The following is a 23,762-nucleotide window of genomic DNA, read 5'->3' as shown; positions in this document are numbered from 1 at the left end:
GGTGTCCGGCGGCAGCACGCGTGGCCGTCGTAAGGATCCGGAGGGCGGCGCCCCGTTCGCCCGGCCGACCCTGGTCCTCACCCGGCGGCAGGACCACGCGACGGGCTACCTCGACCAGTTCGCGCTGCTGCCGCACTTTCCCCGGGCGACGTTCGCGGTGCTCGACGTCGCCGGCCACAACCTCCAGATCGAGCAGCCCGGCCTGTTCGACGCGCTGGTGGGCGAGTGGCTCGACCGGGTCGCCGGAGCGCTGACCGCCGCCGTCAGCCGGCCGGCTCCCAGGCGTACGCGGCCACGGGCGGGTCGAGCGGTGCGCCGGTGAGCCGGTTGGCGAAGGTGGAGATCGTGTACGTCCCGACGCCGAGCACCACGTCCAGGGCGTGCCGGGGCTGGTAGCCGGCCGCCAGGAAGGCGCGCGTCCCCGCCTCGGGCACCGCGCCCCGGTAGTCGAGCACGGCGAGGGTGAAGCGCCGCAGCGCCTCCAGCCGGTCGTCGGGCAGCGGCGTGCCGGCGCGGAGCGCCTCGATCAGCTCGGGCGCGGCGCCGTGCCGGGTCAGCGTGGCGGTGTGCATGGCCACGCAGAGGTGGCACTCGTTGCGGGTGGCGACGGTCAGCACGACGACCTCCCGCTCGACCGGATCGAGGGCGCAGCCCTCGAAGATGCCGTTGACGGTGAGGAACCCCCTGAGCAGCTCCGGGGACTCGGCCATCAGGCCGACCGCGGCGGGCAGGTGGCCGAGCTTGCGGCGCACCCCCTCGATGGCAGGGCGTGCGGCGGCCGGGGCGGTGGCGACGGTGTGGGCGGTGAACGGGGACGAGGACACAGGGCCTGCTCTCGGGGTCGGGCGGACCGGCGCGGCCGGAACGGCGGCACGCCGCGCGTGACGTACGATCGTCAACGTGGTTGTCCAAATAGTAAACGTGGTTGTCGAACATGGCAACGGCTGAGCCCGCGCGCCCCGGCTTCCTGCTGCCCCTGCTGCTGCTCGCCGGCTTCCGTACGCTCATCGACGACCTGCACGCGGAGCTGGCCCGGCAGGGGCACCCGGAGCTGCGGCCGCTGCACGGCTTCGTGCTCCAGGCCGTCGGCCACGAGGGCACGACCGCCACGGAGCTGGGCCAGCAACTCGGCATCTCCAAGCAGGCGGCCGGCAAGACGGTCGACCGGCTGGTCGCGCTCGGCTACCTGGAACGCGCCGACGACCCGCGCGACGCCCGGCGCAAGCTGGTCCGGACGACCCCGCGCGGGCTGGACGGCCTGCGCCGCTCGGCGGTCGTCTTCGACGAGCTGCGGCAGCGGTGGGCGGCGACCCTCGGCCCGGAACGGGTGGCCGCGATCGAGGACGACCTGCGCAGGGTCGCCCCGGCCAACCTGTTCCGCCTCGACGTGCCCGGCTGGTTCGGCGGCTGACCCGGGCGGGCGCCGGCGAGACGTGTCACCGCGCCGGCCCGGCACCCTCCGGCCCGGTGCGCGGCGTCGGGGACCCGGGGGACGGTTCCCGGAGGCGTCGTCCTACCGGGCGCGGCGGGGAATCAGTCGAGGCCGCCGTAGGAGTGCAGGCCCTCGAAGAAGATGTTCACCCCGAACAGGTTCATCAGCATGGTGAGGAAGCCGGCGACGGCGAGCCAGGCGGCCACGTTCCGCTTCACGCTCGGGGTGGCCCGCGCGTGCAGGTAGCCGGCGTAGATCACCCAGGAGATGAACGACCACGTCTCCTTCGGGTCCCAGCCCCACGGCCGGCCCCAGGCCGCCTCGGCCCAGATCGCCCCGGCGATCACCGCGAAGGTGAAGACCGGGAACGCGAAGGCGTGCAACACGAACGTCAGCCGCTCCAGGCCGGCCGCCGTCGGCATCCGCTTCGCCAGCGTGTACGGGAAGCTCCGCCTGCCCTGCTCGTAGCCGGACCGCATCAGGAACGCCACCGCCGGCACCGCGCCGAGCAGGAAGATGCCGGAGGCGAAGACGATGGTCGAGACGTGGATGACGAACCAGTACGAGTTCAGCGCCGGCACCAGCGGCACGATCGGCACGTAGAGCACCAGCTCGGCGGTCGCCAGCAGCAGCACCATCACCAGCGACAGGAAGAGACCCAGGCGGCGCAGCATCGGCCGCTTCCAGAGCACCACCAGCCAGGCGGCGGCGCCGATCCACGACACCGTGAGCACGAACTCGTACATGTTGCCCCAGGGCATCCGGTCGGCGGCGATGCCGCGCGCGACCAGCGCCCCGAGGTGCAGCAGCGCCGCCAGCGCCGTGGCGGCGACGGCGCCCAGGCCGGCCGACCGGGCGCGCCGGGCGGTGCGCCCGGCCGCCGCCGCGTCGGCCCCGGTGGGGGCCTCGGGCAGGCTGCCCCCGGCCGCGCCGACGCCGGCACCGACCAGCTCGCGGGCGGGGGGTGCCGCGACCCGCGTCCGGGCGTTGCCGAGCGCGTACTCGACGGCGTGGCTGATCATCGCGACCAGGTACGCCAGGATCGCGAACGACACCAGCTGGTCGGAGAGTGCGGACATCACTCGGCTCCTTCTCGCGCTCCGGCCCGCTCGCCGCCGTCGCGATCGACACCGGCCCGCCCGTCCGGCCGCCCGTCACCGCTGACCGCGGCGACGAGCTGCGCGAACTCGTCGGCGAACCCTGGATGGTCGGTGCGCGGCAGGCCACCGGCCTCGACCAAACTACTACCGCCCGTCGGAGATCCACTCGTGGGGTCGGCCGGAAGCACCCGGAAGAAGACCCGCCGGCGCCGGCCGAACAGCGAACCCATCAACCCGACCAGCAGCACGGCCGAGCTGACCAGCAGCAGCGTCGAGCCGGGGTCGTGCCGGACGGACAGGGTGACGTACGGCCGGGTGTCCAGGAACTCGACGGTGGTGCCGTCGTCCAGCGTCCAGGTCTCGCCCTTGCGGAGCAGCTTCGTGCCGACCTCCTTCACCTTGCCGGCGCGCACCTGCCGCTGGTCCAGCTCGTAGATCGAGCCGGGGATGCCCGCGTCCAGCCCCAGGTTGCCCCGGTAGGCGACGAGGTTCAGCGCCGGGTTGCGCTCGGTGGGGTACTCGGAGCGCGCGTACGGCGGCGCCCCGGGCGCGGTCGGCAGGTAGAGGCCCGAGAAGGCCATCTGGAGATCCGGGCTCCGGCCGCCGGTGGCCGGGTCGACGTTGGCGTCCGGGAAGGCGGCCAGCCCTTCGCTGGTCAGCCCGACGTCGCCGGTCGTCAGGAACGGCACGGTGCTGGTCTGGCTCCGGCCGAACCGGTCGGTGTAGCGGATCACCGGGGCGTAGCCGTGGCCGAGCAGGTGGACGTTCGCGTCGTCGAGGCGCAGGGGCGCGTTGACGGAGAATTCGGCCTGCCGCCGCCCGCCGTCGGCCTCGTCGACGGTCACCGTGGCGTTGAAGAACTCCGGCTGGCCGGACTCCAGGAACCGGGCGTGGAAGTCGTCGAGCCGGACGCAGAAGCCCGGCAGGTCCTCACTGCCCACGCGCGGGCCGAGCTTGGCCTCGGCGTACTGCTGGCGGGTGTTGCAGAACGCGTTCTCCTCGCCGGCGACCAGCAGCCGGTTGCCGCTCCAGCCGTACCACGAGCCGAGCGCGACGCCGACCAGCACGACCACCATCGAGGTGTGGAAGAGCAGGTTGCCGGTCTCCTTCAGGTAGCCCTTCTCGGCGGAGACCTCGTCGCCGCGGACCACCACCCGCCAGCGTCGCCGGCGCAGCGCCTCGGCGATCGCCGCCGCGCCGCCCTCCGGGGCGGGCAGCACCGTGTGCTGCGGCAGCCGGTCCAGCCGCTTCGGGGCGGCCGGCGGCTTCGACCGCAGCGCCCGGACGTGGTCGCGCAGCCGGGGGGTGATGCAGCCGATCAACGACGTGAACAGCAGCAGGTAGATCGCCGAGAACCAGACCGAGCCGAACGCCTCGAAGGCGCCGATCCGGTCCAGCACCGGGGCCAGTTCGGGGTGCTCGGTGAAGTAGTCCCGCACGTCCTCCGGGTTGACCCCGCGCTGCGGCAGCACCGAGCCGGGGATGGCGGCGACCGCGAGCAGGAACAGCAGCACCAGCGCCGTACGCATGCTGGTGAGCTGCCGCCACGAGTTGCGCAACAGGGCCAGCAGCGGGTTGGGCCGACGCCGGGGCGCCTCGGCCGGCGTCGCCGGCCGCTCGTCCACGACGGTCATCAGATGCTCACCTCACCCACCCCGACGGTGGTCTGCAACCAGATCACGAAGTTCGTCCACCCGCCGGTGACCAGCGCGAGGCCGATCAGGACCAGCAGGGCGCCGCCGACCCGGGTGACCCAGCGGCTGTTGCGCCGGACGGCGCGGAAGACCCCGAGCAGGCGGTGGAAGCCCAGCCCGAAGACGACGAACGGTACCCCCAGCCCCAGGCAGTACGCCACGGCGAGCACCACGGCCCGGTCCGTCTGCCCGCCGACGGCCGCCATGCCGATCACCGCACCCAGCGTCGGGCCGACGCAGGGCACCCAACTGAGCGCGAAGACCGCGCCGAACACCGGGGCGCCGAGCAGCCCGGCGGCGGGCAGCCGGTGGATCCGGAACTCCCGCTGCAACCCCGGGACCACCCCGACGTAGCCCAGGCCGAGCACGATGACCAGCGCGCCGATGACGATCTCCAGCGTGCGCTCGTACTCGAAGAAGACCCGGCCGACGCCGGCGAAGAGGATCGCGGTGGCGGTGAAGACGACGGTGAAGCCGGCGATGAACAGCAGCGTGCCGGCCAGCACCCGGCCCTTCACAGCGGCGACGGCCGGCGTGGTGCGCTCCCGCACCGCCACCCCGCCGCTGCCGGCAACCGCCGGATCCGTCACCGGGGCGCCCCCCGTCGCACGCGGGCCGCGGGTTTCGAGGTCGGTTCCGGCGAGGCCGGTGACGTACGACAGGTAGCCCGGCACCAGCGGGAGAACGCACGGGGAGAGGAAACTGACCAGGCCGGCGAGCGCGGCCGCGCCGATGGCGAGCAGCAGCGGACCGGACTGGGCGAGTTCCCGGAACGTCTCGCCCATCAGCGGGAACCGTTGGGCTGCTCGGCCGCGACCCGCTCGACGATGGGCTGGAGGCCCTCCTGCTTCACCGCCGCACGGATCACCGCGGCGATCCGGCCGTCCCGGTCGAGCACGATGGTGGCCGGGATCGTGTTCGGGGGGATGTCCAGGGCGAGCGCCACCCGGCTGGGCGGGTCGAACAGGCTCGGGTAGCTGACCCCGAACCGCTCCTCGAAGGCGATCGCCTTGTCCCGGCTGTCCTGGATGTTGACGCCCAGGAAGGTCACCCCGGATGCCTTGGTGGCCTGGTAGGTGTTCTCCAGGTCGTCCGCCTCGGCGCGGCACGGGTTGCACCACGAGCCCCAGAAGTTGACCACGACGACCTGGCCGCGGTCCTTCACCACGTCGTGGCTGCCGCCGGTGAGCAGCTCACCGGAGATCTTCGGAGCCGCGGAGCGCTCGTCGGGCGCGCACTCGATGACGCCGTCCGGGCTGGTGCCGCAGGCCTCCTCCCGGCTCGGCGAGGAGCAGCCGGCCAAGGCCACCGTCGCGACGGCGGCGAGCAGACCCGCGGTCCACCTCCGGGCGTTCATCAGGCCCCCTTGGCCGTCCGGGCGGTCGACGACATCGCGATCAGGTGCGCGGCCGGCTCCGAGTAGCCGATGCCGACCACTTTGGCGCCCTCGAAGTGGAAGGAGGTGAGGCTGGCCAGCCCGCACTGGCGCCGGCGCGGGTCGTGCCAGAGCCGCTTGCGCTCGACGTACCGACGCAGCGTCCAGATGGGGAGCTGGTGCGAGACCAGCACGGCCTCGCGCCCCTCGGCCGCCACCCGGGCGGCGTGCAGGGCGGCGAACATCCGCTCCGCGATCGCGCGGTACGCCTCGCCCCAGGACGGGGTGACCGGGTCCCGCAGCACCCACCAGTTGCGCGGGTCGCGGAACGAGCCGTCGCCCGGCGAGACCTTCTTGCCCTCGAACCAGTTGGCGCTCTCGATGAGCCGCTCGTCCACCCCGACCGGCAGCCCGAACTGCGCGGCGATCGGCTCGGCGGTCTGCTGGGCGCGTTCCAGCGGGCTGGCCACCACGTGCACGACCTCCCGCTCGGCGAGCCCCTGCGCGGCGGCCTTGGCCATCTGCACGCCGAGCTCGGAGAGCCGGAAGCCGGGCAGCCGGCCGTAGAGGATGCCCTCCGGGTTGTGCACCTCACCGTGCCGCAGCACGTGGACCACCGTCTTGCTCACCGCTGCGTCCCCTTCGTTCGCGACCGCAGGGTTCGCAGACCCGGCTCACTCCTCGCGCTCATCGCTACCCCCCGTGACCCGCCGCTGCCGCCGCGTTCGCCGCCGCCGGCAGCGCGGCGGCGACCTGCTCCAGAGCGGCGTCGTCCAGCGCCGCCGACACGAACCACGCCTCGAAGGCGCTCGGCGGCAGGTAGACGCCGCCGGCGAGCATCGCGTGGAAGAACGCCTTGAACGCCGGCACCCGCTGGGTGCGGGCGCTGTCGTAGTCGACCACGTCGGCGTCGGTGAAGAAGATCGAGAACATGTTGCCCGCGTACGACAGCCGGTGCGGGACCCCGGCGGCGGCGAGCGCGTCGGAGGCGAGCTTGCTCACGACGGCGGCCGTGGAGTCGAGCTTGCGGTAGAGCGCGTCGTCGGCCAGTCGCAGGGTGGCCAGGCCGGCGGCGCAGGCCAGCGGGTTACCGGAGAGGGTGCCGGCCTGGTAGACGGGGCCGGCGGGGGCCAGCCGTTCCATGATCTCCGCCCGCCCGCCGAACGCCGCGGCCGGCAGCCCACCACCCATGACCTTGCCGTACGTCCACAGGTCGGCGTCGGAGGCGTCGATGCCGTGCCACCCGGCGCGGGAGACGCGGAACCCGGTCATCACCTCGTCGACGATGAGCAGCGCGCCGTGCGCGTGCGCGATCCGGGCGAGCTGCTGGTTGAAGCCGTCGCGCGGGGCGACCACGCCCATGTTGCCGGCGGCGGCCTCGGTGATGATCGCGGCGATGTGCTGGCCCTCGGCGGCGAACGCCTGCTCCACCGCGGCGATGTCGTTGTACGGCAGCACGATCGTGTCGCCCGCCGCCGCGCCGGTCACGCCGGGCGAGTCGGGCAGACCGAGGGTGGCCACGCCCGAGCCGGCGGCGGCCAGCAGCGCGTCGGAGTGCCCGTGGTAGCAGCCGGCGAACTTGATGATCCGGGGCCGACCGGTGAACCCGCGGGCCAGCCGGATCGCCGACATGGTGGCCTCGGTGCCGGAGTTGACCAGCCGGACCTGCTCGACCGGGGTGCGGTCGACGATCTCGGCGGCCAGCTCGACCTCGCCGGGGGTGGGGGTGCCGAAGCTGGTGCCCCGGGCGGCGGCGGCGCGGATCGCCTCCACCACGTCCGGGTGGGCGTGGCCGAGGATCAGCGGGCCCCAGGAGGAGACCAGGTCGACGTAGCGCCGGTCGTCGGCGTCGTAGAGCCAGGGCCCCTCCCCCCGGACCATGAAGCGCGGGGTGCCGCCCACGGCACGGAACGCGCGCACGGGGGAGTTCACCCCGCCCGGCACGATGGCCTTGGCGCGGTCGAACAGGGCCTCGGAGGCCGGCGCGTCGGCCGGGTAGCGGCCGGATCCGGCGGGAAACATATCGGTCACGATGCCGCCATTGTGTCAGCGCCGGACGGCGAATCGGCAGCCACCCCGCACCGGGGTTACCAGGCTCACCCGGGCCGACCGCTCAGCGCCCGCCCGGGCGCGCTGGTCGTGCCCCGTGGGCGCGGTCGCCGCCGCTCGACAGGCCGGGTCGGCCGGATCGCGCTAGGCTGACCCGGTGGATCGTGCCGAACTGTCCATCACGCTTCACCGGACGGGCGACGAAGCTGTGCTTCGCCTGGCCGGCGAGATCGACATGCTCACGGCCGCCCAGCTGTCGACCGTCGTCAACGAGGTGCTCGCCGATCCACCGCCACGGATCGTCCTCGATCTCGGCGGGGTCACGTTCTGCGACTCGCAGGGCCTGGGCACCCTCGTCGTGCTCAGCCGCAAGGCCAGCCACGCGCAGAGCCTCCTGGTCCTGACTAACGTCGGCGACTTCTTGCTCCGCGTCCTGGACATCACCGGCCTCCGCAGCGCCCTGATGATCCGCAACGACCAACCCACCGGCTGACCCCACGCCCCGCCCCGCCCGCAACACCGCGGCGATCTTGCGCTTTCGGCCCGCGACTTGTCCGCTTTCGCGGGCTCTGCCGGGGCACGGAAGTGCAAGATCGGCGCGTGCCGGGGGGCAGGGGTCAGGGGGTGTTGCCCCAGCGGGCCTGTTCGAGGAGTTCGACGGCGCGGTCGCGGGCGTCCGGGTCGTCCGTACGCAGCATCGCGGTGGCCTCGTCGACCGCGTCGGTGAGCATCCGCCACTGCGAGTCGCGTTCCCGCACCAGGTCGGACTGGGCCGCGAGCTGCCGGGTCTTCACCCACAGCTCGACAAAGACCGACACCTTGGCCCGCAGCACCCACGGGTCGAACGGCTTGGTGAGGTAGTCGACCGCGCCGACCGCGTAGCCGCGCAGCGCGAGCTGGGCGTCCCGGTCCGCCGCGGTGAGGAAGATGATCGGCACGTGCCGGGTACGCTCGCGCCGCTTGATGTGGCTCGCCGTCTCGAAGCCGTCCATGTCCGGCATCTGGGCGTCCAGCAGGATCACCGCGAAGTCGTCCACCAGCAGCTGCTTGAGGGCCGCTTCGCCGCTCTCGACGGCGACGGACTGGACCGGCAGCCCCTGGAGGATCGCCTCCAGCGCCATCAGGTTCTCCCGGCGGTCGTCCACCAGCAGCGCCTTAGCCATCTGGGTCACGAACTCTCCTCGCTCCGGCTGCCGCTGATCCAGGACGACATGAGTTCGATCAACTCGTCCAGGTCGACGGGCTTGGTGATGTAGTCACTTCCCCCGGCCGCCAGCGCCGACTCGCGGTCGCCGGGCATGGCCTTCGCAGTCAGGAAGACGATCGGCAGGTCGGCGAACCGGTGGTTGCGCCGGATCTGCCGGGTCGTCTCGTACCCGTCCTGATCGGGCATCATCGCATCCATCAGGACGATGTCCACCTCCGGATGCTCGGCCAGCAGGCGGACGCCGTCCGCCCCGTTGTCCGAGTACAGCACGGTCAGCCCGTGCAGTTCCAACGCACTGGTCAGCGCGAAGACGTTCCGGACGTCGTCGTCGACGATCAGCACGGTGGCCCCCTCCAGTCGCCGGGTGGCCGGCGTGGAGGCCGGCTCGGGCAGCTCCGGCGGCGGCATCAGCAACGACGACGGCAGCCCGGCCCGCGCCGGCGACGGCGGCAGCGGCGCCACCACCGCGTCCGGGGCGAGCACGTCCGGCACGAAGAGCGTGAACGTCGAGCCCTGCCCGGGCGCCGACGACACGGCGATGCTCCCGCCCAGCAGCCGGGCCAGGTCCCGGCTGATCGACAGCCCCAGCCCCGTGCCGCCGTAGCGGCGGCTGGTGGTGCCGTCGGCCTGCTGGAACGCCTCGAAGATCAGCGACAGCTTGTCGTCGGAGATGCCGATGCCGGTGTCGACCACCGTGAACGCGATGACCTGCCGCGCGTTGATCAGCGCCGGCACGTCGAAGACCGCGTTCTCGGGCGCCGGCGCGATCCGCAGCGTCACCGCGCCGTTGTCGGTGAACTTGACCGCGTTGGAGAGCAGGTTGCGCAGGATCTGCTGCAGGCGCTGGGCGTCGGTGACCAGGGCGGGCGGCAGGTCCTTGCTGACCCGCACCTGGAAGTCCAGGCCCTTCTCCTCGGCCTGCGGCGCGAACGCCTGCTCCACGTAGCCGCGGATCTCGTCGAACCGGACCTCGGTCGGCTCGACGTCCATCCGCCCCGCCTCGATCTTGGACAGGTCGAGGATGTCGTCGATCAGCGACAGCAGGTCGGAGCCGGCCCCGTGGATCGTCCGGGCGAACTCGATCTGCTTCGGCGTGAGGTTCTGCTCCGAGTTCTCGGCCAGCAGCCGGGCCAGCAGCAGCAGCGAGTTCAGCGGCGTACGCAGCTCGTGGCTCATGTTGGCCAGGAACTCCGACTTGTACGCCGACGCCCGGGTGAGCTGCTGGGCCTTCTCCTCCAGGCCGAGCCGGGCCAGCTCGATCTCCCGGTTCTTGGTCTCGATGTTGCCCTTCTGCTCGGAGAGCAGCTGCGCCTTGTCCTCCAGCTCGGCGTTGGTGCGCTGGAGCTCCGCCGACTGCTCCTGCAACTCGTGGGCGAGCCGCTGCGACTGGGCGAGCAGCTCCTCCGTACGCCGGTTGGCCTGGATGGTGTTGACCGCGATGCCGGTGGTGAGCACCAGCCGCTCCAGGAACGCCAGGTGCAGCTCGGAGAAGGGCGTCACGCTGGCGAACTCGATCACCCCGAGCAGCTCGCCCTCGAAGAGCACGGGCAGCACCACCAGGTCGGCCGGCGGGGTGTCGGCGAGACCGGAGCGGAGCATCAGCTTGCCGTCCGGCGTCCCGCCCATCCGGATCGTCCGGCGGGAGAGGGCGGCCTGGCCGACCAGGCCCTCACCCGGCCCGAAGGTGACGTCGTGCCCGCGGGCGACGTAGCCGTACGAGGCGGTCAGCCGCAGCCGCGTCACACCCTCCGAGTTGTCCGCCAGGAAGAAGGCGCCGAGCTGCGCCTCGACCAGCGGGGTCACCTCCATCATGATCATGCGGCAGACCTCGCCGAGGTCGCGCTGCCCCTGGAGCAGGCCGCCGATCCGGGCGAGGTTCGAGTCGAGCCAGCCCTGCTCGGCGTTCTTCTTGGTCGTCTCCCGGAGGGTGACGATCATCTGGTTGATGTTGTCCTTCAGCTCGGCGACCTCGCCCTGCGCCTCGACCGCGATCCGCTGGGTCAGGTCGCCCCGGGTCACCGAGGTGGAGACCTGGGCGATGGCACGCAGCTGGGTGGTGAGGGTCGAGGCGAGCTGGTTGACGTTCTCCGTCAGGTCCCGCCACGTGCCGGAGACGCCCTTGACCTGGGCCTGACCGCCCAGCTTGCCCTCGATGCCGACCTCGCGCGCGACGCGGGTCACCTCGTCCGCGAACGACGAGAGCTGGTCCACCATCGTGTTGACGGTGTTCTTCAGCTCCAGGATCTCGCCCTGCGCGTCGACCGTGATCTTCTGCGACAGGTCGCCGTTGGCCACGGCGGTGGTCACCGAGGCGATGTTGCGCACCTGCGACGTCAGGTTCGACGCCATCGAGTTCACGTTGTCCGTCAGGTCCCGCCACGTACCCGAGACGCCCTTGACCTGGGCCTGACCGCCCAGCTTGCCCTCCGTGCCGACCTCGCGGGCCACCCGGGTCACCTCGTCCGCGAACGACGAGAGCTGGTCCACCATCGTGTTCACGGTCGACTTCAGCTCCAGGATCTCGCCCTGCGCGTCGACCGTGATCTTCTGGCTGAGGTCGCCCTTGGCGACGGCGGTGGAGACCTGGGCGATGTTGCGGACCTGGGCGGTGAGGTTGGACGCCATCGAGTTCACGTTGTCGGTCAGGTCCCGCCAGGTGCCGGCGACGCCGCGCACCTGCGCCTGGCCGCCCAGCTTGCCCTCCGTGCCCACCTCGCGGGCCACCCGGGTCACCTCGTCCGCGAACGACGAGAGCTGGTCCACCATCGTGTTGACCGTCGACTTCAGCGCGAGGATCTCGCCCCGGGCGTCGACGGTGATCTTCTGCGACAGGTCGCCCTTCGCCACGGCGGTGGTCACCGAGGCGATGTTGCGCACCTGCGACGTCAGGTTCGACGCCATCGAGTTCACGTTGTCCGTCAGGTCCCGCCACGTACCCGAGACGCCCTTGACCTGGGCCTGACCGCCCAGCTTGCCCTCCGTGCCCACCTCGCGCGCCACCCGCGTCACCTCGTCCGCGAACGACGAGAGCTGGTCGACCATCGTGTTGACGGTGTTCTTCAGCTCCAGGATCTCGCCCTGCGCGTCGACCGTGATCTTCTGGCTGAGGTCGCCCTTGGCAACGGCGGTGGAGACCTGGGAGATGTTGCGGACCTGGCTGGTCAGGTTGCCGGCGAGCTGGTTGACGTTCTCCGTCAGGTCGCGCCAGGTGCCGGAGACGCCGCGCACCTGCGCCTGGCCGCCCAGCTTGCCCTCGATGCCCACCTCGCGGGCCACCCGGGTCACCTCGTCGGCGAACGACGAGAGCTGGTCCACCATCGTGTTCACGGTGTCCTTGAGCTCCAGGATCTCGCCCTGCGCCGCCACGGTGATCTTCTGCGACAGGTCGCCCCGCGCCACCGCCGTGGAGACCTGCGCGATGTTGCGCACCTGCGACGTCAGGTTCGACGCCATCGAGTTGACGCTGTCGGTCAGGTCCTTCCACGTGCCCGCCACGTTCGGCACGTCGGCCTGGCCGCCCAGCTTGCCCTCGGTGCCCACCTCGCGGGCCACCCGGGTCACCTGCTCGGCGAAGAGCCGCAGGGTGTCGGTCAGGTAGTTCATCGTGTCGGCCAGCTCGGCGACCTCGCCGCGCGCCCCGACCGTGATCTTCTGCGACAGGTCCCCCTTGGCCACCGCCGTCGCCACCTGGGAGATCGACCGCACCTGGCCGGTGAGGTTCGACGCCATGGTGTTCACCGAGTCGGTGAGGTCCTTCCAGGTGCCGGCGACGCCCCGCACGTCGGCCTGGCCGCCGAGCTTGCCCTCGGTGCCCACCTCGCGCGCGACGCGGGTGACCTCGTCGGCGAACGACGAGAGCTGGTCCACCATCGTGTTCACGGTGCGCCCGATGCGCAGGTACTCGCCACGCAGCGGCCGGCCGTCGATCTCCAGCGCCATGTGCTGGGACAGGTCGCCCTCGGCGACCGCCACGATGACCCGGGCGATCTCGGTGGTGGGCCGGCCGAGGTCGTCGATCAGCGAGTTGATCGCCCGCTGGCCCTCCGCCCAGGAGCCGTCCAGCCCCTCGTCGTCCAGGCGCTCGGTGAGCCGGCCGTCCCGGCCGACGATCCGGCTGATCCGTCGCAGGTCGAGGTACTGCCGCTCCTGGAGCGAGACGACATCGTTGAAGGCGTCCGCGACCTCACCGGCCCGGCCCGCCCGTCGGGGCAGCCGGACCTTGAGGTCGCCGCGGCGGACCCGCCGCAGCGCCTCGGTCAGTTCGACGAGGAGCGCCTCGTGGTCGGGCGCGGACGGATCCGCGGTCGCCGACTGTTTCGCCGTGGTCATCAGTCCTCGCTCAGCTCGGGGCCACCGACGCCTGCGACGCAGGCCATCCCATCATTGTGCCCGTGGCCCCGTCCCCGCCACGGGTGCGCGGCCCGTCGCCACGCCCGACAGTGCCCCGCCCGCGCCGTTCGTCCCGTTCGCGGGGCCGTCCGCCGTGACCGGCCGGCCACCGAGCGCGCCACTCGTCCGGGACCGGCTTGGCACCCGAGCGGACGGCGGTGGAGGATACGAGGGTGTCAGCGGAGGCGGGGCCCGCGGAGACCGGGGGCCGAGACGAGCACGTCCGGCGCGTCCGGCTCCCCGCCGACCGGCGTACGCCCGCCGCGGCGCGGGCCCTGGTGCGGTCGGTGCTCACCGAGGCGCACCTGGACGAGCTGGTCAACGAGGCGCTGCTGCTGACCACGGAACTCTCGACGAACGCGGTGGAACACGCCCGCACCGAACTGGACATCGAGGTCGTCGCCGACCCGTTCGGGCTCACCGTCACCGTCTCGGACTTCGCGGCCGGCCCGGTGGACGAGCTGACCGTCGGGGTCCGCAACGACGCCACGGACATCGACGAGGTCTCCGAGCGCGGCCGGGGCCTGCTGCTGGTCGACCACTTCGCCAGCCGCTGGGGCACCACCTACCTGCCGACGGGCAAGGGCGTCTGGTTCCGGCTGGACCGGCCCGGCCCGGCCGGTGACGGGGAAACGGGCGCCCCGGCGCGGGCGACGCCGGGCGCGGCGACCGCCGGGGGTGGCGCCGCCGCCAGGTCGGAGAGCTCCGCGCCGAGCGCGGGGGCGATGAGCGAGCTGATGCAGACCACCCCCGACCCGTACGCCGAGGATCCGCTGCCCGACTTCGCGGCCAGCCTCCTCACCCGGGTGGCCGAGATGGTCGGCGCGGCCGGCGGGGTGGTCCGGCTGGACCGGGGCGACGGGCAGGGCACGCAGGCGCTGGCCCGGTACGGCCGCCAGCCCCGGCCCGGCAACGAGCTGCTCCGGGTGCCGCTGGCCGTGCACCGGCCGTACAGCGGGGAACTGGAGCTGGACGCCGCGCCGTCGGCGTACGCCCGGCCGCTGGCGGTGCTGATGGCCGAGCGGCTCTCGCTGCACCTGGAGAACGACCGGCTGCGCCGGGCGGACGTACGCCGGCAGGCGTGGCTGACCTTCCTCGCGGAGGCCAGCGAGCTGCTCGCGCAGTCCCTGGACGTCGAGCTGACGATGGCGCTCGTCCCGCAGCTCGTGGTGCCCCGGCTCGGGCAGTGGTGCGCGGTGCACACCACCGACGAGTGGGGCCGGTTGCGCCTCGCGGCGGCCAGCCACGCCGACGAGTCGGTGCTGCCCCAACTGCACAAGGTGCTCCAGGAGACCGGCCCGGACTCGGTCCAGGAGCGGCTTCGCGAGGCGTCGCGCAACGGCACCCAGATGCCCCTCGGCACGCCGATGGAGGGCTTCGCGGTGCCGCTGATCGCGCGGGGGCAGCGGCTCGGCACCCTGGCCGTCGGCCGGCACCAGCGGCACCGGCACGACCCGGACGAGGTCGCCGTGCTGGAGGACGTGGCCCGGCGGGCGGCGCTGGCGATCGAGAACGCCCGGATCCACGCCGAGCGGCGCCGGGTCGCGCAGACCCTCCAGCAGTCGCTGCTGCCGCCGGTGCTGCCCGTGGTCGAGGGCATCGGCTTCGCCGCCGAGTACGTCCCGACCGGCGGCGACGCCGACGTCGGCGGCGACTTCTACGACGTGGTGCCGCTGCCGGACGGGCGCTGGCTGGTGGTGGTCGGCGACGTCTCCGGCAAGGGGGTGCAGGCGGCGACGGTCACCGGCCTGGTCCGCGACGTCATCCGGGTGCTGGTCGGCGACGGCAAGCCGCTGCCGGAGGCGCTGGCCAGGGTCAACGAGACGCTGGTCGAGCGGGGCGGCGGGCGGTACTGCACGCTGGCCCTCGCGGCGGTCGGTCCGGGCAGCGGCGGGCAGCTCGACGTGTCGCTGCACCTCGCCGGCCACGACCGGCCGGTGCTGCTGCGCTCCGGTGGCGGGGCCGCCTTCGTCGGCACCGGCGGCACCGCGCTCGGGCTGCTCGACTCGATCACCTCACCGGCGGCGGAGATCCCGCTCGGCCCGGGCGACTCGCTGGTCTTCTACACCGACGGGGTCACGGAGCGGCGGCGCGGCCGGGAGCTGTTCGGCACCGACCGGCTGCGCGACGCCGCCGCCCCGCTGGCCGGCTACTCGGCCGACGTGGTGGCCGCCCGCCTCCGCTCAACGGCGCTGGGCTTCTCGGCGGAGGCGCCCCGCGACGACATCGCCATCCTGGTGCTCCGCAACGAGGCGGCCTGAAGCACCGCCGACCCGGAGCCGCCGCGGCCCTGACGACTCAACCCTTGTAGCCGTAGAGGAAGGCGTGGACTCCGGCTGCGGCGACCTCGTCTATCTCGGCCTCCGACATGGCGTCCATGCCTGCCCGGTCCCTGCCCCAGGTGTTGGTCACCAGCGCCGCGAAGTGCTGCGCCGCCATCTCCGCGTCCCGGACGCGCAGCAGCCCGCGCTCGGCGAGCCGGGCGATCCTGGCCCCGAGAGCACGCTGAACTCTCAGCGGGCCGGCCTTCTGCCAGGCGTCGTGCAGATCGCGGGGGAAGTGCTCCCCCTCGGCGTTGATCCTGGCGACGATCGCGAAGTGGTCGCTGAACTCGGGCCGCGGCCGCACCCATTCCTTGGCGAGGCCGACGAGATTCGCCTCCAGGTCGTCGCCTCCCACCGTCTCTCCGAGGTGGCGCTCGATCATCGCCTCGTGGGCGGCTGCCACCTGCTGCGAGCTGTCGGTCAGCACGGTGGCGAACAGCTGATGCTTGTTCTCGAAGTGGTTGTAGATCGTGCGGGTCGACACCGCGGCCTCGGTGGCGATCATGTCGATGCTCGCCCCCAGGTAGCCGACCTGCCCGAAGACCTTCCGGGAGGCGCGCAGGATGGCCTGCCGCTTCTCCGGGAATCCCTTGCGCGGCCGGTTCTGCTGGTCGTCCGTCCTGGTCACCTGGCACCTCCTGGTTGATTACAACCATCACTTTACATGAGTGCAATGCACGTTGTACTTTACTTTCATGAGCACATCGCAGAAGCTCGGCCGGCCGGCGGGGCCTCCCGGCGTCCGACCCTCTCCGGCCGCTGCCGGCCGGGTCAGGGCGGCGCTGACCCTGGGCTCCGTGCTGCTCGGCTACCTCGTCGTCCCGATGGCCATGTCCGGCACCAGCGTCGCCCTGCCCCATATCGCGGCCGACCTGGGCGGGAGCGGCGCCGCCCTGCAGTGGGTGGTCACGGGCTACTTCCTGGCGGCCTCCTGCCTGATGCTCGTCGCCGGATCGCTCGGTGACCTCGTCGGCCGGCGGCGGATCTTCACCATCGGAGCCGTCGTCTACGCGGTGAGCACCGCGGGCGCCGCCCTGGCCCCCCATGTGCTGCTGTTGGACGCCGCCAGGACCCTGTCGGGCGTGGGCGCGGCCGGCGTGATGGCCGGTGGGGGCGCGCTTCTGGCCAGCACCTTCGAGGGGTCCGCCCGCACCCGGGCCTTCGCCATGGTCGGCACCACCGTCGGCGTCGGCCTCGCCTTCGGCCCGACTCTCACCGGCTGGCTGGTCAGCGCGCTCGGGTGGCGCGCGATGTTCGGCGCCTTCGCCGGCGTGGGCGTGCTGCTCGTGGCGGGCACGCGGGTCATGCGGGAGTCCGCCGCCGACCGCCGGCCCAGGTTCGACCTGCCGGGGACCGCCGCTTTCGTCCTCGGCGTTGTCGGGCTGATGTACGGCGCCAACCAGGTGGCGGGGGCGGGCTGGACCAGCCCCGTCGTCCTCGCCTACATCGGCGCCGGCCTGCTGCTGCTGGTGCTGTTCGGCTTCCTGGAACGACGCACCGACCATCCGGTCCTGGACCTGGCGCTGCTGAACAACGGCCCCTTCCTCGGCTGGCTGCTGGCCGCCCTGACCACGGCGGTCGGCACCGTCGGAGTCCTGGTGTACCTGCCCACGTACCTTCAGGGCGCGGCCGGCTTCTCCGCCGGAGACGCGGGCACCATGATGCTGGCGATGACCCTGCCGGTCCTGGCGGTGCCCCCACTGGTCGGAAGGCTGGTGAACCAGGGGGTCTCCGCCAAGCGGCTCATCGTGCTGGCGATCGCGCTCATCGCCGGGGGCAACGCCTGGATGACCGTGCTCGGCCCGGGCTCCGGTGTCGCGGAGCTCCTCGGCCCGCTACTGCTCATCGGTGTCGGCAACGGACTGGCCGCCGCGCTCGTCGACGCGCAGGCGATGGAGCACGTCGCCGCCGACCGTGTCGGGATGGCCTCCGGCCTGCTCAACACCGCGCGCGGCGGCGCCAACGCATTGGCCCTCGCGGTCTTCGGCGCGGCTCTGATCAGCCTCATGCAGTCCCAGATCGGCGGGCGCGAGCTCGCCGGACGGGTCACCGCGGGCGATTTGAGCGGAGGCTCCCGGCCTCTCCTGATCGAGCAGTACACCAGCGCGTGGCACACGGTGCTGTGGACGGTGGCGACGCTGTGCGCCATCTCCGGCGTGGTGGTTCACCGGCTCCTCACGGCACGGGTCGCCGAGCGCGCCGGGACCGGGGATCCGGACATGGATCCGACAGACCCCGGGGAAAGGGGGTGACGAGCGTGCGCACGCGATTGAGGACGACCCCCATGGGCCGCACCGGGCTCGTGGTCCCCGTCCAGGGACTCGGCTGCATGCGGATGACCGAACCCGGCACGGCGGTCGGACCGTCGGAAGCGACCGCTGTCATCAACCACGCGATCGACCTTGGCGCGACGATGATCGACACGTCCGACATGTACGGCCGCGGACGCAACGAGGAGATCGTCGGCGCGGCCATCCGCCACCGCCGCGACGAGGTCGTGCTGTGCACCCGGTTCGGAGTGGTGTTCGGACCCGGCGACACCTGGTGGGTCCGCGGCGACGCCCCGTTCGTGCGCGCCGCCTGCGAAGCCAGCCTGCGCCGCCTCGGCACCGACGTCATCGACCTCTACTACCTGGCCCGGCCCCAGGTGAACGTCCCCTTGGAGGAGACCATCGGCGCCATGGCCGACCTGGTCACCGAAGGCAAGGTGCGCCACCTCGGGCTCTCCGAGGTCAGCGGCGAAGAACTTCGTCGAGCCCACGCTGTGCACCCCATCTCCGCAGTGCAGTCCGAGTGGTCACTGGGTGCCCGCCGAATCGAGGCGATGGTGCCGGTCTGCGCCGAACTCGGCGTCGGTGTGGTGCCGTTCTCACCGAACGGTCGCGGTCTGCTCGCCGCGGGGTCGGATCGGTCCGCTCGGTTCGCCACGACCTTCCCCGGCCGGGCCGCGCTTCCCGCAGTGCTGCGGGAGATCGCCGACGGGCGGGGCGTCAGGCCCGGCCAGATCGCACTGGCCTGGGTGCACCACAGGGCCCAGGCGTGGGGGATCCCCGTCACGCCCATCCCCGGCACCGGCCGGCTGCGACATCTGGAGGAGAACGTCGCGGCCGCAGGCATCGCACTCGACCCCGGAGAACTGGCGCGACTCGACGCCGCCGCACTTCCGGACGTGTGATCCGGAACAGCCCAACCCCTCTTTCCTCTCTCTGTTTCCGCACGCCCAACTGTCCAGGAACAAAGGAGTAACCCAGCATGTCCCGTGACACGCTCAAGCTCGCCGTCATCCTCGCAAGCGTCCGCGAGGGGCGGTTCGGCGAGGTCGTGACCCACTGGTTCGCCGAGCTGGCGACCGAGCACAGCGCCTTCGAGGTGGAGGTCGTCGACCTGGCCCGGACCGATCTCCCGCTGGCCCTGCCCGCGACGCCGCCCGCCATGGCGACCGAGGAGACCCGCCCGGCCGAAATGCTCCCGCTCTCCGCCAAGCTGGCCGAGGCGGATGCCTTCGTGGTGGTGACCCCTGAGTACAACCGCAGCTTTCCCGCCTCCCTGAAGTCCCTCATCGACTGGCACTTCACCGAGTGGCAGGCCAAGCCGATCGGGTTCGTGTCCTACGGCGCCCAGGCCGGCGGCCTGCGGGCCGTCGAGCAGCTGCGCCCGGTCTTCGCCGAACTGCACGCCGTCACCATCCGAGACACCGTGGCCTTCCCCTACTACTGGGAGCAGTTCGGGGAGGACGGGCAGCCGCGTGACGTCGAGGCCGCGCAGGCCGCCGTCAAGATCATGCTCGACGAGCTGGCCTGGTGGGGCACCGCGCTGCGCGAGGCGCGCGCCAAGACCCCGTACAACCCGGCGGGCTGACACCGCCCTCACTGCCGCGCAACTCCGCTGCCTACTCCTGGGAAGAATCATGTTCATCGCGTACGTCGTGCTGGCGGTGCTGCTGTCAGTGCTGCTGGTGGTCTCCGGGCGAGCCAAACTCGTCAAGGACAAGGACATCGCGGAAACCCTGACCCGGCTGGGCGTCCCCCACAACTGGTTCCCGATCCTGGCGCTTCTCGAGTTCGCCGGGGCGCTGGGGCTGCTGGCCGGCATCGTCTACCGGCCACTGGGAATCGCCGCGAGCATCGGCGTGGTGCTCTACTTCGTCGGCGCGGTCGTCTCCCATCTGCGCGTCAAGGACGTCAAGGGCGCCCCCGTACCGACCGTCCTCGTGCTGGTCTCGGCCGCACCCCTGGTGCTCGGCCTGGCCACCCACTGATCACCACGCCAACGGAACCGGCCCGCACGACCATGCGGGCCGGTTCCGCCCCGGGCAAGGCTCGCCATGCATGCGGGGCAACGAGGAAATGACCACCGGGAGGACCGAGAACCCCGCGGGGCAGACCCTCGAGTCCACTGGACGGGGCTACAGGCCGCCCGGCAGGCGGCCGGGGGCGAGGCGGTGGTGCGGGTCCAGGTGCTCCTTGGCCGCGCGCAGCCGGGGCAGCCCGGCCAGCTCGCCCCAGAGGTCGACGGCCCGCCGGACGGCCGCCGGCGCGGAGACCACCACGCACCGGCCCTGCCGGGCGAGGAGCACCCCACGGACGGCGGCCAGGATCGAGGCCACCCGGTCGGGAGCCATGGCGCCGGGCAGGGCCGCGTGCACGACGCCCAGGCCGGCGGAGCCGCGCACCGGGACGGGGGCGCCGGCGGCGTCGCGCAGCGCGTAGACGGCGGCGTGCAGGTCGGCGATCGGCACCTCGATCCGCAGCGCGGTGTCGCCCGGGCCGAACGGATAGCGCCGCCACCACTGCGGCGCCGAGTGGCTGACCCCGGACCTGCCGCCGAGGAGCGTGACCAGGCGGTCGGCGCGCTCGGCGACGTCGGCCGGGCCGCCCTCCAGCAGCACCGCCAGCCGGCCGGCGCCGGCGCCGGCCGGGCCGACCGAGGCGCGCCCGGTCATGGACGGGTGGCGCGCCATCGACTCGGCCCGGCCGCCCTGGCGCGGCCGGGGTCCCGCGCCGGCCGGCAGGTCCAGCTCGACCGCGGCCGGGTCGAGGCGTGCGGCGAGCACCGTACGCACGAGGTCGTGCACCTCCAGCGGGGTCCAGACCGGCCGGGTGACCCAGATCCGGCTGGCCGGGACGGTCTGCACCCGCAGCGTCGCCGAGACCAGCACGCCGAGCGCCCCCTGCGAGCCGCAGAGCAGCCGGGCCAGCTCCAGCCCGTCGATGCCGCCACCGGCGTTGACCAGCTCGCCGTCGGCGTCGAGGTAGCGCACGCCGAGGAGCTGGTCGCACGGGCTGCCGTGGCGGTGCCGCAGCGGGCCCGCCTCCCCCGCGGCGAGCACCCCGCCGAGGGTGGCGCCGGGCGAGGGGGCGTCGACCGCCAGCCGCTGCCCGGTGCGTTCGAGCGTGGCCTGCACCGCGCGCAGCGGGGTGCCCGCGCCGACCTCGGCGGTGGGCGCGGCGAGCGGCTCGTGCCCGATCCCGGCGAGCCGGCCGGTGTCGAGCATGATGTCGACCCGGTCGGGGGCGGCACCCCAGTCGATCTTCGTGCCGGCGCCGCGCGGCACCACGCTCAGGTCGTGCCGGGCGGCCAGCCGCAGCACCTCGGCGGCGGCGTGCGGACCGCCCGGCACGGCCACCCAGCGGGCCGGGCGCCCGGCCACCTCGTCGGCCGGGCCGGCGAGGCGGGCGAACGGCGGACCGCAGATCTCCGTCAACCGCCGCGTGATGTCGAGGGCTCCGGGCCGGTCGGTGGAACTCGCTGCTGCCGCCATGCCGGCCATCGTACACATGTTCGAAAGATGTGGCGGCGGTTCGAGCGACGAGGCCACCCGGAGGGCGACCCGCGCCGGTAACGTGGCGCCGTGACCACCGAGACCCCCGTGCCCACCGCGAAGCGGGTGCCCAGCGAGCGCACCCACCACGGCGACACCGTCACCGACGAGTACGCGTGGCTGGCCACGAAGGACGATCCGGAGACGATCGCCTACCTGACCGCCGAGAACGCCTACACCGAGGCCCGGACGGCGCATCTCGAAGGGCTGCGCGCCGACCTGTTCGAGGAGACCCGCCGGCGCACCCAGGAGACCGACCTGTCGGTGCCCAGTCGCAAGGGCGGCTACTGGTACTACACCCGCACCGTCGAGGGGCAGCAGTACGGCGTGCAGTGCCGGCGGGCGGTCCGCGACGGCGAGACCGACCCGCCGGTCAGCGCGGACGGCGCGCCGCTGGACGGCGAGGAGGTGCTGCTCGACGGCAACCTGCTCGCCGAGGGGCACGACTTCTTCGCGCTCGGCGCGTTCGACGTCAGCCCCGACGGGCGGTGGCTGGCCTACTCGACGGACTTCTCGGGCGACGAGCGGTTCACGCTGCGGGTCAAGGACCTCTCCACCGGGGAGCTGCTGCCCGACGAGGTGCCCGACACCTTCTACGGCACCGCCTGGTCGGCCGACGCCTCGGTGCTGTTCTACGTGACGGTGGACGACGCGTGGCGCCCCAACCGGGTCTGGCGGCACACCCTCGGCACCCCGTCCAGCGAGGACGTGGTGGTGCACCAGGAGGACGACGAGCGGTTCTGGGTCGGCGTCGAGCTGACCCGCTCGGAGAAGTTCGTCCTGATCGACATCCACAGCAAGATCACCAGCGAGGTGCTGGTGATCCCGGCCGGCAACCCGACCGGCACGCCCGCGTCCGTCGCGCCCCGCCGGCAGGGCGTGGAATACACGGTCGAGCACCACGGCCACCGCTTCCTGATCCTGCACAACGACGGCGCCGAGGACTTCGCGCTGGCGTACACCTCGGCGGACGCGCCCGGCGACTGGGTGCCGCTGATCGAGCACTCCCCCGGCACCCGGTTGGAGGCGGTGGACGCCTTCGCCGACCACCTGGTCGTCTCGCTGCGCACCAACGGGCTGACCGGGCTGCGGGTGCTCCCGATCGGCGGCGGCGACGCCTTCGACATCGACTTCCCGGAGCCGCTCTACAGCGTCGGCCTGGACAGCAACCCGGAATATCGCACCGGCCAGATCCGGCTGCGCTACACCTCGCTGGTCACCCCCGACTCGGTCTACGACTACGACCTGGTCACCCGGCAGATGGTGCTGCGCCGGCAGAAGCCGGTGAAGCCCGGGCCGGACGGGCGGGCCTACGACCCGGCCGGCTACGAGCAGCACCGCGACTGGGCGCTGGCCGACGACGGGACGCGCGTGCCGATCTCGCTGGTCTGCCGGGCCGGCACGCCGAAGGACGGCTCCGCCCCCTGCGTCATCTACGGCTACGGCTCGTACGAGGCGAGCATGGACCCGTGGTTCTCGATCGCCCGGCTCTCCCTGCTCGACCGCGGCGTCATCTTCGCCGTGGCGCACATCCGCGGCGGCGGCGAGCTGGGCCGCCGCTGGTACGACCAGGGCAAGCTGCTGGCCAAGAAGAACACCTTCACCGACTTCGTGGCCTGCGCCCGGCACCTGGTCAAGGCCGGCTGGACGGCGACCGACCGGCTCGTCGCCCGGGGCGCCTCGGCCGGCGGGCTGCTGATGGGCGCGGTGGCAAACCTCGCCCCGGACGCGTTCGCCGGCATCGTCGCGCAGGTGCCCTTCGTGGACGCCCTCACCTCGATCCTGGACCCGTCGCTGCCGCTGACCGTCACCGAGTGGGAGGAGTGGGGCAACCCGCTCGACGACCCGGAGGTGTACGCGTACATGAAGTCCTACACCCCGTACGAGAACGTACGGGCGGTTGACTACCCGGCGATCCTGGCGGTGACCAGCCTCAACGACACCCGGGTGCTCTACCACGAGCCGGCGAAGTGGATCGCCCGGCTGCGGGCGGTCGCCCCGCAGGGCGACTACCTGCTCAAGACCGAGATGGGCGCCGGCCACGGCGGGCCGAGCGGCCGCTACGACGCGTGGCGCGAGGAGGCGTTCGTCAACGCCTGGATCCTCGACCGCCTCGGCCGCGCCTGAGCGACGACGGGGTGACCGAGGCGCACGGGGGCCGGGCGGCGGACGGTTCGCCCGGCCCCACCCCCGGCCCGGCCCCTGCCCCTGGCCCCGCCTCCGGCCCTGGCCTTGGCCCTGGCGACGGCTCTGCCCCTGGTCCTGGCCCTGGCGACGGCTCTGCCCCTGGCCCCGCCTCCGGCCCCCAGCCTGACGACGGCCCTGGCCCTGGGGACGGGCCCGAGCCTGGCGACGGCCCTGGCCCTGGGGA

20 protein-coding genes are annotated in these 23,762 nt (G+C 72.9%); 9 read left to right on the top strand and 11 right to left on the bottom strand.

The window, feature by feature from the left end:
- The first annotated feature begins 1 nt into the window (after position 1).
- The gene (locus ACGF7U_RS00865; RefSeq protein ID WP_393102006.1) at positions 2 to 322 is read left to right on the top strand and encodes an alpha/beta fold hydrolase; all 321 of its coding nucleotides are present in this window, start codon (positions 2 to 4) and stop codon (positions 320 to 322) included.
- Here ACGF7U_RS00865 and ACGF7U_RS00860 read toward each other — a convergent pair.
- Positions 264 to 824: a carboxymuconolactone decarboxylase family protein gene (locus ACGF7U_RS00860; RefSeq protein ID WP_393102005.1), complete on the bottom strand. Its 561-nt coding sequence runs from the start codon at positions 822 to 824 to the stop codon at positions 264 to 266. The genes ACGF7U_RS00865 and ACGF7U_RS00860 overlap by 59 nt on opposite strands.
- Before the next feature lie 110 nt (positions 825 to 934).
- On the opposite strand from ACGF7U_RS00860, the gene ACGF7U_RS00855 reads away from it, so the two are divergent.
- The gene (locus ACGF7U_RS00855) at positions 935 to 1,411 is read left to right on the top strand and encodes a MarR family winged helix-turn-helix transcriptional regulator (protein WP_393102004.1); all 477 of its coding nucleotides are present in this window, start codon (positions 935 to 937) and stop codon (positions 1,409 to 1,411) included.
- Between the two features lie 122 nt (positions 1,412 to 1,533).
- Here ACGF7U_RS00855 and ccsB read toward each other — a convergent pair whose 3' ends face one another.
- The 6 genes from ccsB to hemL form a co-directional block, all read right to left on the bottom strand.
- On the bottom strand, positions 1,534 to 2,511 hold the full coding sequence (gene ccsB, locus ACGF7U_RS00850) for a c-type cytochrome biogenesis protein CcsB (protein WP_393102003.1): 978 nt from the start codon (positions 2,509 to 2,511) through the stop codon (positions 1,534 to 1,536).
- Positions 2,511 to 4,166: a cytochrome c biogenesis protein ResB gene (locus ACGF7U_RS00845; protein ID WP_393102002.1), complete on the bottom strand. Its 1,656-nt coding sequence runs from the start codon at positions 4,164 to 4,166 to the stop codon at positions 2,511 to 2,513. Before ACGF7U_RS00845 ends, ccsB begins: the two co-directional genes overlap by 1 nt.
- The gene (locus ACGF7U_RS00840) at positions 4,166 to 5,011 is read right to left on the bottom strand and encodes a cytochrome c biogenesis CcdA family protein (protein WP_393102001.1); all 846 of its coding nucleotides are present in this window, start codon (positions 5,009 to 5,011) and stop codon (positions 4,166 to 4,168) included. The genes ACGF7U_RS00845 and ACGF7U_RS00840 overlap by 1 nt, the downstream gene beginning before the upstream one ends.
- The gene (locus ACGF7U_RS00835) at positions 5,011 to 5,583 is read right to left on the bottom strand and encodes a TlpA family protein disulfide reductase (protein ID WP_393102000.1); all 573 of its coding nucleotides are present in this window, start codon (positions 5,581 to 5,583) and stop codon (positions 5,011 to 5,013) included. The genes ACGF7U_RS00840 and ACGF7U_RS00835 overlap by 1 nt, the downstream gene beginning before the upstream one ends.
- On the bottom strand, positions 5,583 to 6,230 hold the full coding sequence (locus ACGF7U_RS00830) for a histidine phosphatase family protein (protein ID WP_393101999.1): 648 nt from the start codon (positions 6,228 to 6,230) through the stop codon (positions 5,583 to 5,585). The genes ACGF7U_RS00835 and ACGF7U_RS00830 overlap by 1 nt, the downstream gene beginning before the upstream one ends.
- A 64-nt stretch (positions 6,231 to 6,294) precedes the next feature.
- Entirely contained in the window at positions 6,295 to 7,632 is a 1,338-nt protein-coding gene (gene hemL / locus ACGF7U_RS00825; RefSeq protein WP_393101998.1) for a glutamate-1-semialdehyde 2,1-aminomutase, read from the bottom strand.
- A 175-nt stretch (positions 7,633 to 7,807) separates the two neighbouring features.
- On the opposite strand from hemL, the gene ACGF7U_RS00820 reads away from it, so the two are divergent.
- On the top strand, positions 7,808 to 8,143 hold the full coding sequence (locus ACGF7U_RS00820) for an STAS domain-containing protein (RefSeq protein WP_393101997.1): 336 nt from the start codon (positions 7,808 to 7,810) through the stop codon (positions 8,141 to 8,143).
- A gap of 124 nt (positions 8,144 to 8,267) precedes the next feature.
- On the opposite strand, the gene ACGF7U_RS00815 is transcribed toward ACGF7U_RS00820, so the two are convergent.
- Positions 8,268 to 8,822: a two-component system response regulator gene (locus tag ACGF7U_RS00815; protein WP_393101996.1), complete on the bottom strand. Its 555-nt coding sequence runs from the start codon at positions 8,820 to 8,822 to the stop codon at positions 8,268 to 8,270.
- Entirely contained in the window at positions 8,819 to 13,186 is a 4,368-nt protein-coding gene (locus tag ACGF7U_RS00810; RefSeq protein WP_393101995.1) for a HAMP domain-containing protein, read from the bottom strand. Before ACGF7U_RS00810 ends, ACGF7U_RS00815 begins: the two co-directional genes overlap by 4 nt.
- 233 nt (positions 13,187 to 13,419) lie before the next feature.
- Between ACGF7U_RS00810 and ACGF7U_RS00805 the strand changes: the two genes are divergently transcribed.
- A complete protein-coding gene (locus ACGF7U_RS00805; RefSeq protein ID WP_393101994.1) occupies positions 13,420 to 15,507 on the top strand; it encodes a SpoIIE family protein phosphatase in 2,088 nt (695 codons plus the stop codon).
- 37 nt (positions 15,508 to 15,544) lie between these two features.
- Here ACGF7U_RS00805 and ACGF7U_RS00800 read toward each other — a convergent pair whose 3' ends face one another.
- Positions 15,545 to 16,198: a TetR/AcrR family transcriptional regulator gene (locus ACGF7U_RS00800; RefSeq protein ID WP_393101993.1), complete on the bottom strand. Its 654-nt coding sequence runs from the start codon at positions 16,196 to 16,198 to the stop codon at positions 15,545 to 15,547.
- 67 nt (positions 16,199 to 16,265) lie between these two features.
- Here ACGF7U_RS00800 and ACGF7U_RS00795 point away from each other — a divergent pair, with 67 nt between their 5' ends.
- The 4 genes from ACGF7U_RS00795 to ACGF7U_RS00780 all read left to right on the top strand — a co-directional run bounded on the left by ACGF7U_RS00795 (position 16,266) and on the right by ACGF7U_RS00780 (position 19,828).
- On the top strand, positions 16,266 to 17,822 hold the full coding sequence (locus ACGF7U_RS00795) for an MFS transporter (RefSeq protein WP_393101992.1): 1,557 nt from the start codon (positions 16,266 to 16,268) through the stop codon (positions 17,820 to 17,822).
- 32 nt (positions 17,823 to 17,854) lie between these two features.
- A complete protein-coding gene (locus ACGF7U_RS00790; RefSeq protein WP_393101991.1) occupies positions 17,855 to 18,745 on the top strand; it encodes an aldo/keto reductase in 891 nt (296 codons plus the stop codon).
- A 77-nt stretch (positions 18,746 to 18,822) separates the two neighbouring features.
- Entirely contained in the window at positions 18,823 to 19,428 is a 606-nt protein-coding gene (locus tag ACGF7U_RS00785; RefSeq protein WP_393101990.1) for an NADPH-dependent FMN reductase, read from the top strand.
- Between the two features lie 49 nt (positions 19,429 to 19,477).
- Positions 19,478 to 19,828: a DoxX family protein gene (locus tag ACGF7U_RS00780; protein WP_393101989.1), complete on the top strand. Its 351-nt coding sequence runs from the start codon at positions 19,478 to 19,480 to the stop codon at positions 19,826 to 19,828.
- A 147-nt stretch (positions 19,829 to 19,975) separates the two neighbouring features.
- On the opposite strand, the gene ACGF7U_RS00775 is transcribed toward ACGF7U_RS00780, so the two are convergent.
- Positions 19,976 to 21,331 carry an FAD-binding oxidoreductase gene (locus tag ACGF7U_RS00775; protein WP_393101988.1) on the bottom strand — a complete coding sequence of 452 codons (1,356 nt, stop codon included), beginning with the start codon at positions 21,329 to 21,331 and terminating at the stop codon, positions 19,976 to 19,978.
- A gap of 90 nt (positions 21,332 to 21,421) precedes the next feature.
- On the opposite strand from ACGF7U_RS00775, the gene ACGF7U_RS00770 reads away from it, so the two are divergent.
- Positions 21,422 to 23,518 carry a S9 family peptidase gene (locus ACGF7U_RS00770; protein WP_393101987.1) on the top strand — a complete coding sequence of 699 codons (2,097 nt, stop codon included), beginning with the start codon at positions 21,422 to 21,424 and terminating at the stop codon, positions 23,516 to 23,518.
- Positions 23,519 to 23,762: the final 244 nt, after the last annotated feature.

Origin of the sequence: Micromonospora sp. NPDC047670 (assembly GCF_043204915.1) — a bacterium.
In the GTDB taxonomy this organism is placed as follows: Bacteria; Actinomycetota; Actinomycetes; order Mycobacteriales; family Micromonosporaceae; genus Micromonospora.
The sequence above is the reverse complement of the archived record's forward strand: the minus strand, read 5'-3'. Positions and strand labels throughout refer to the sequence as shown.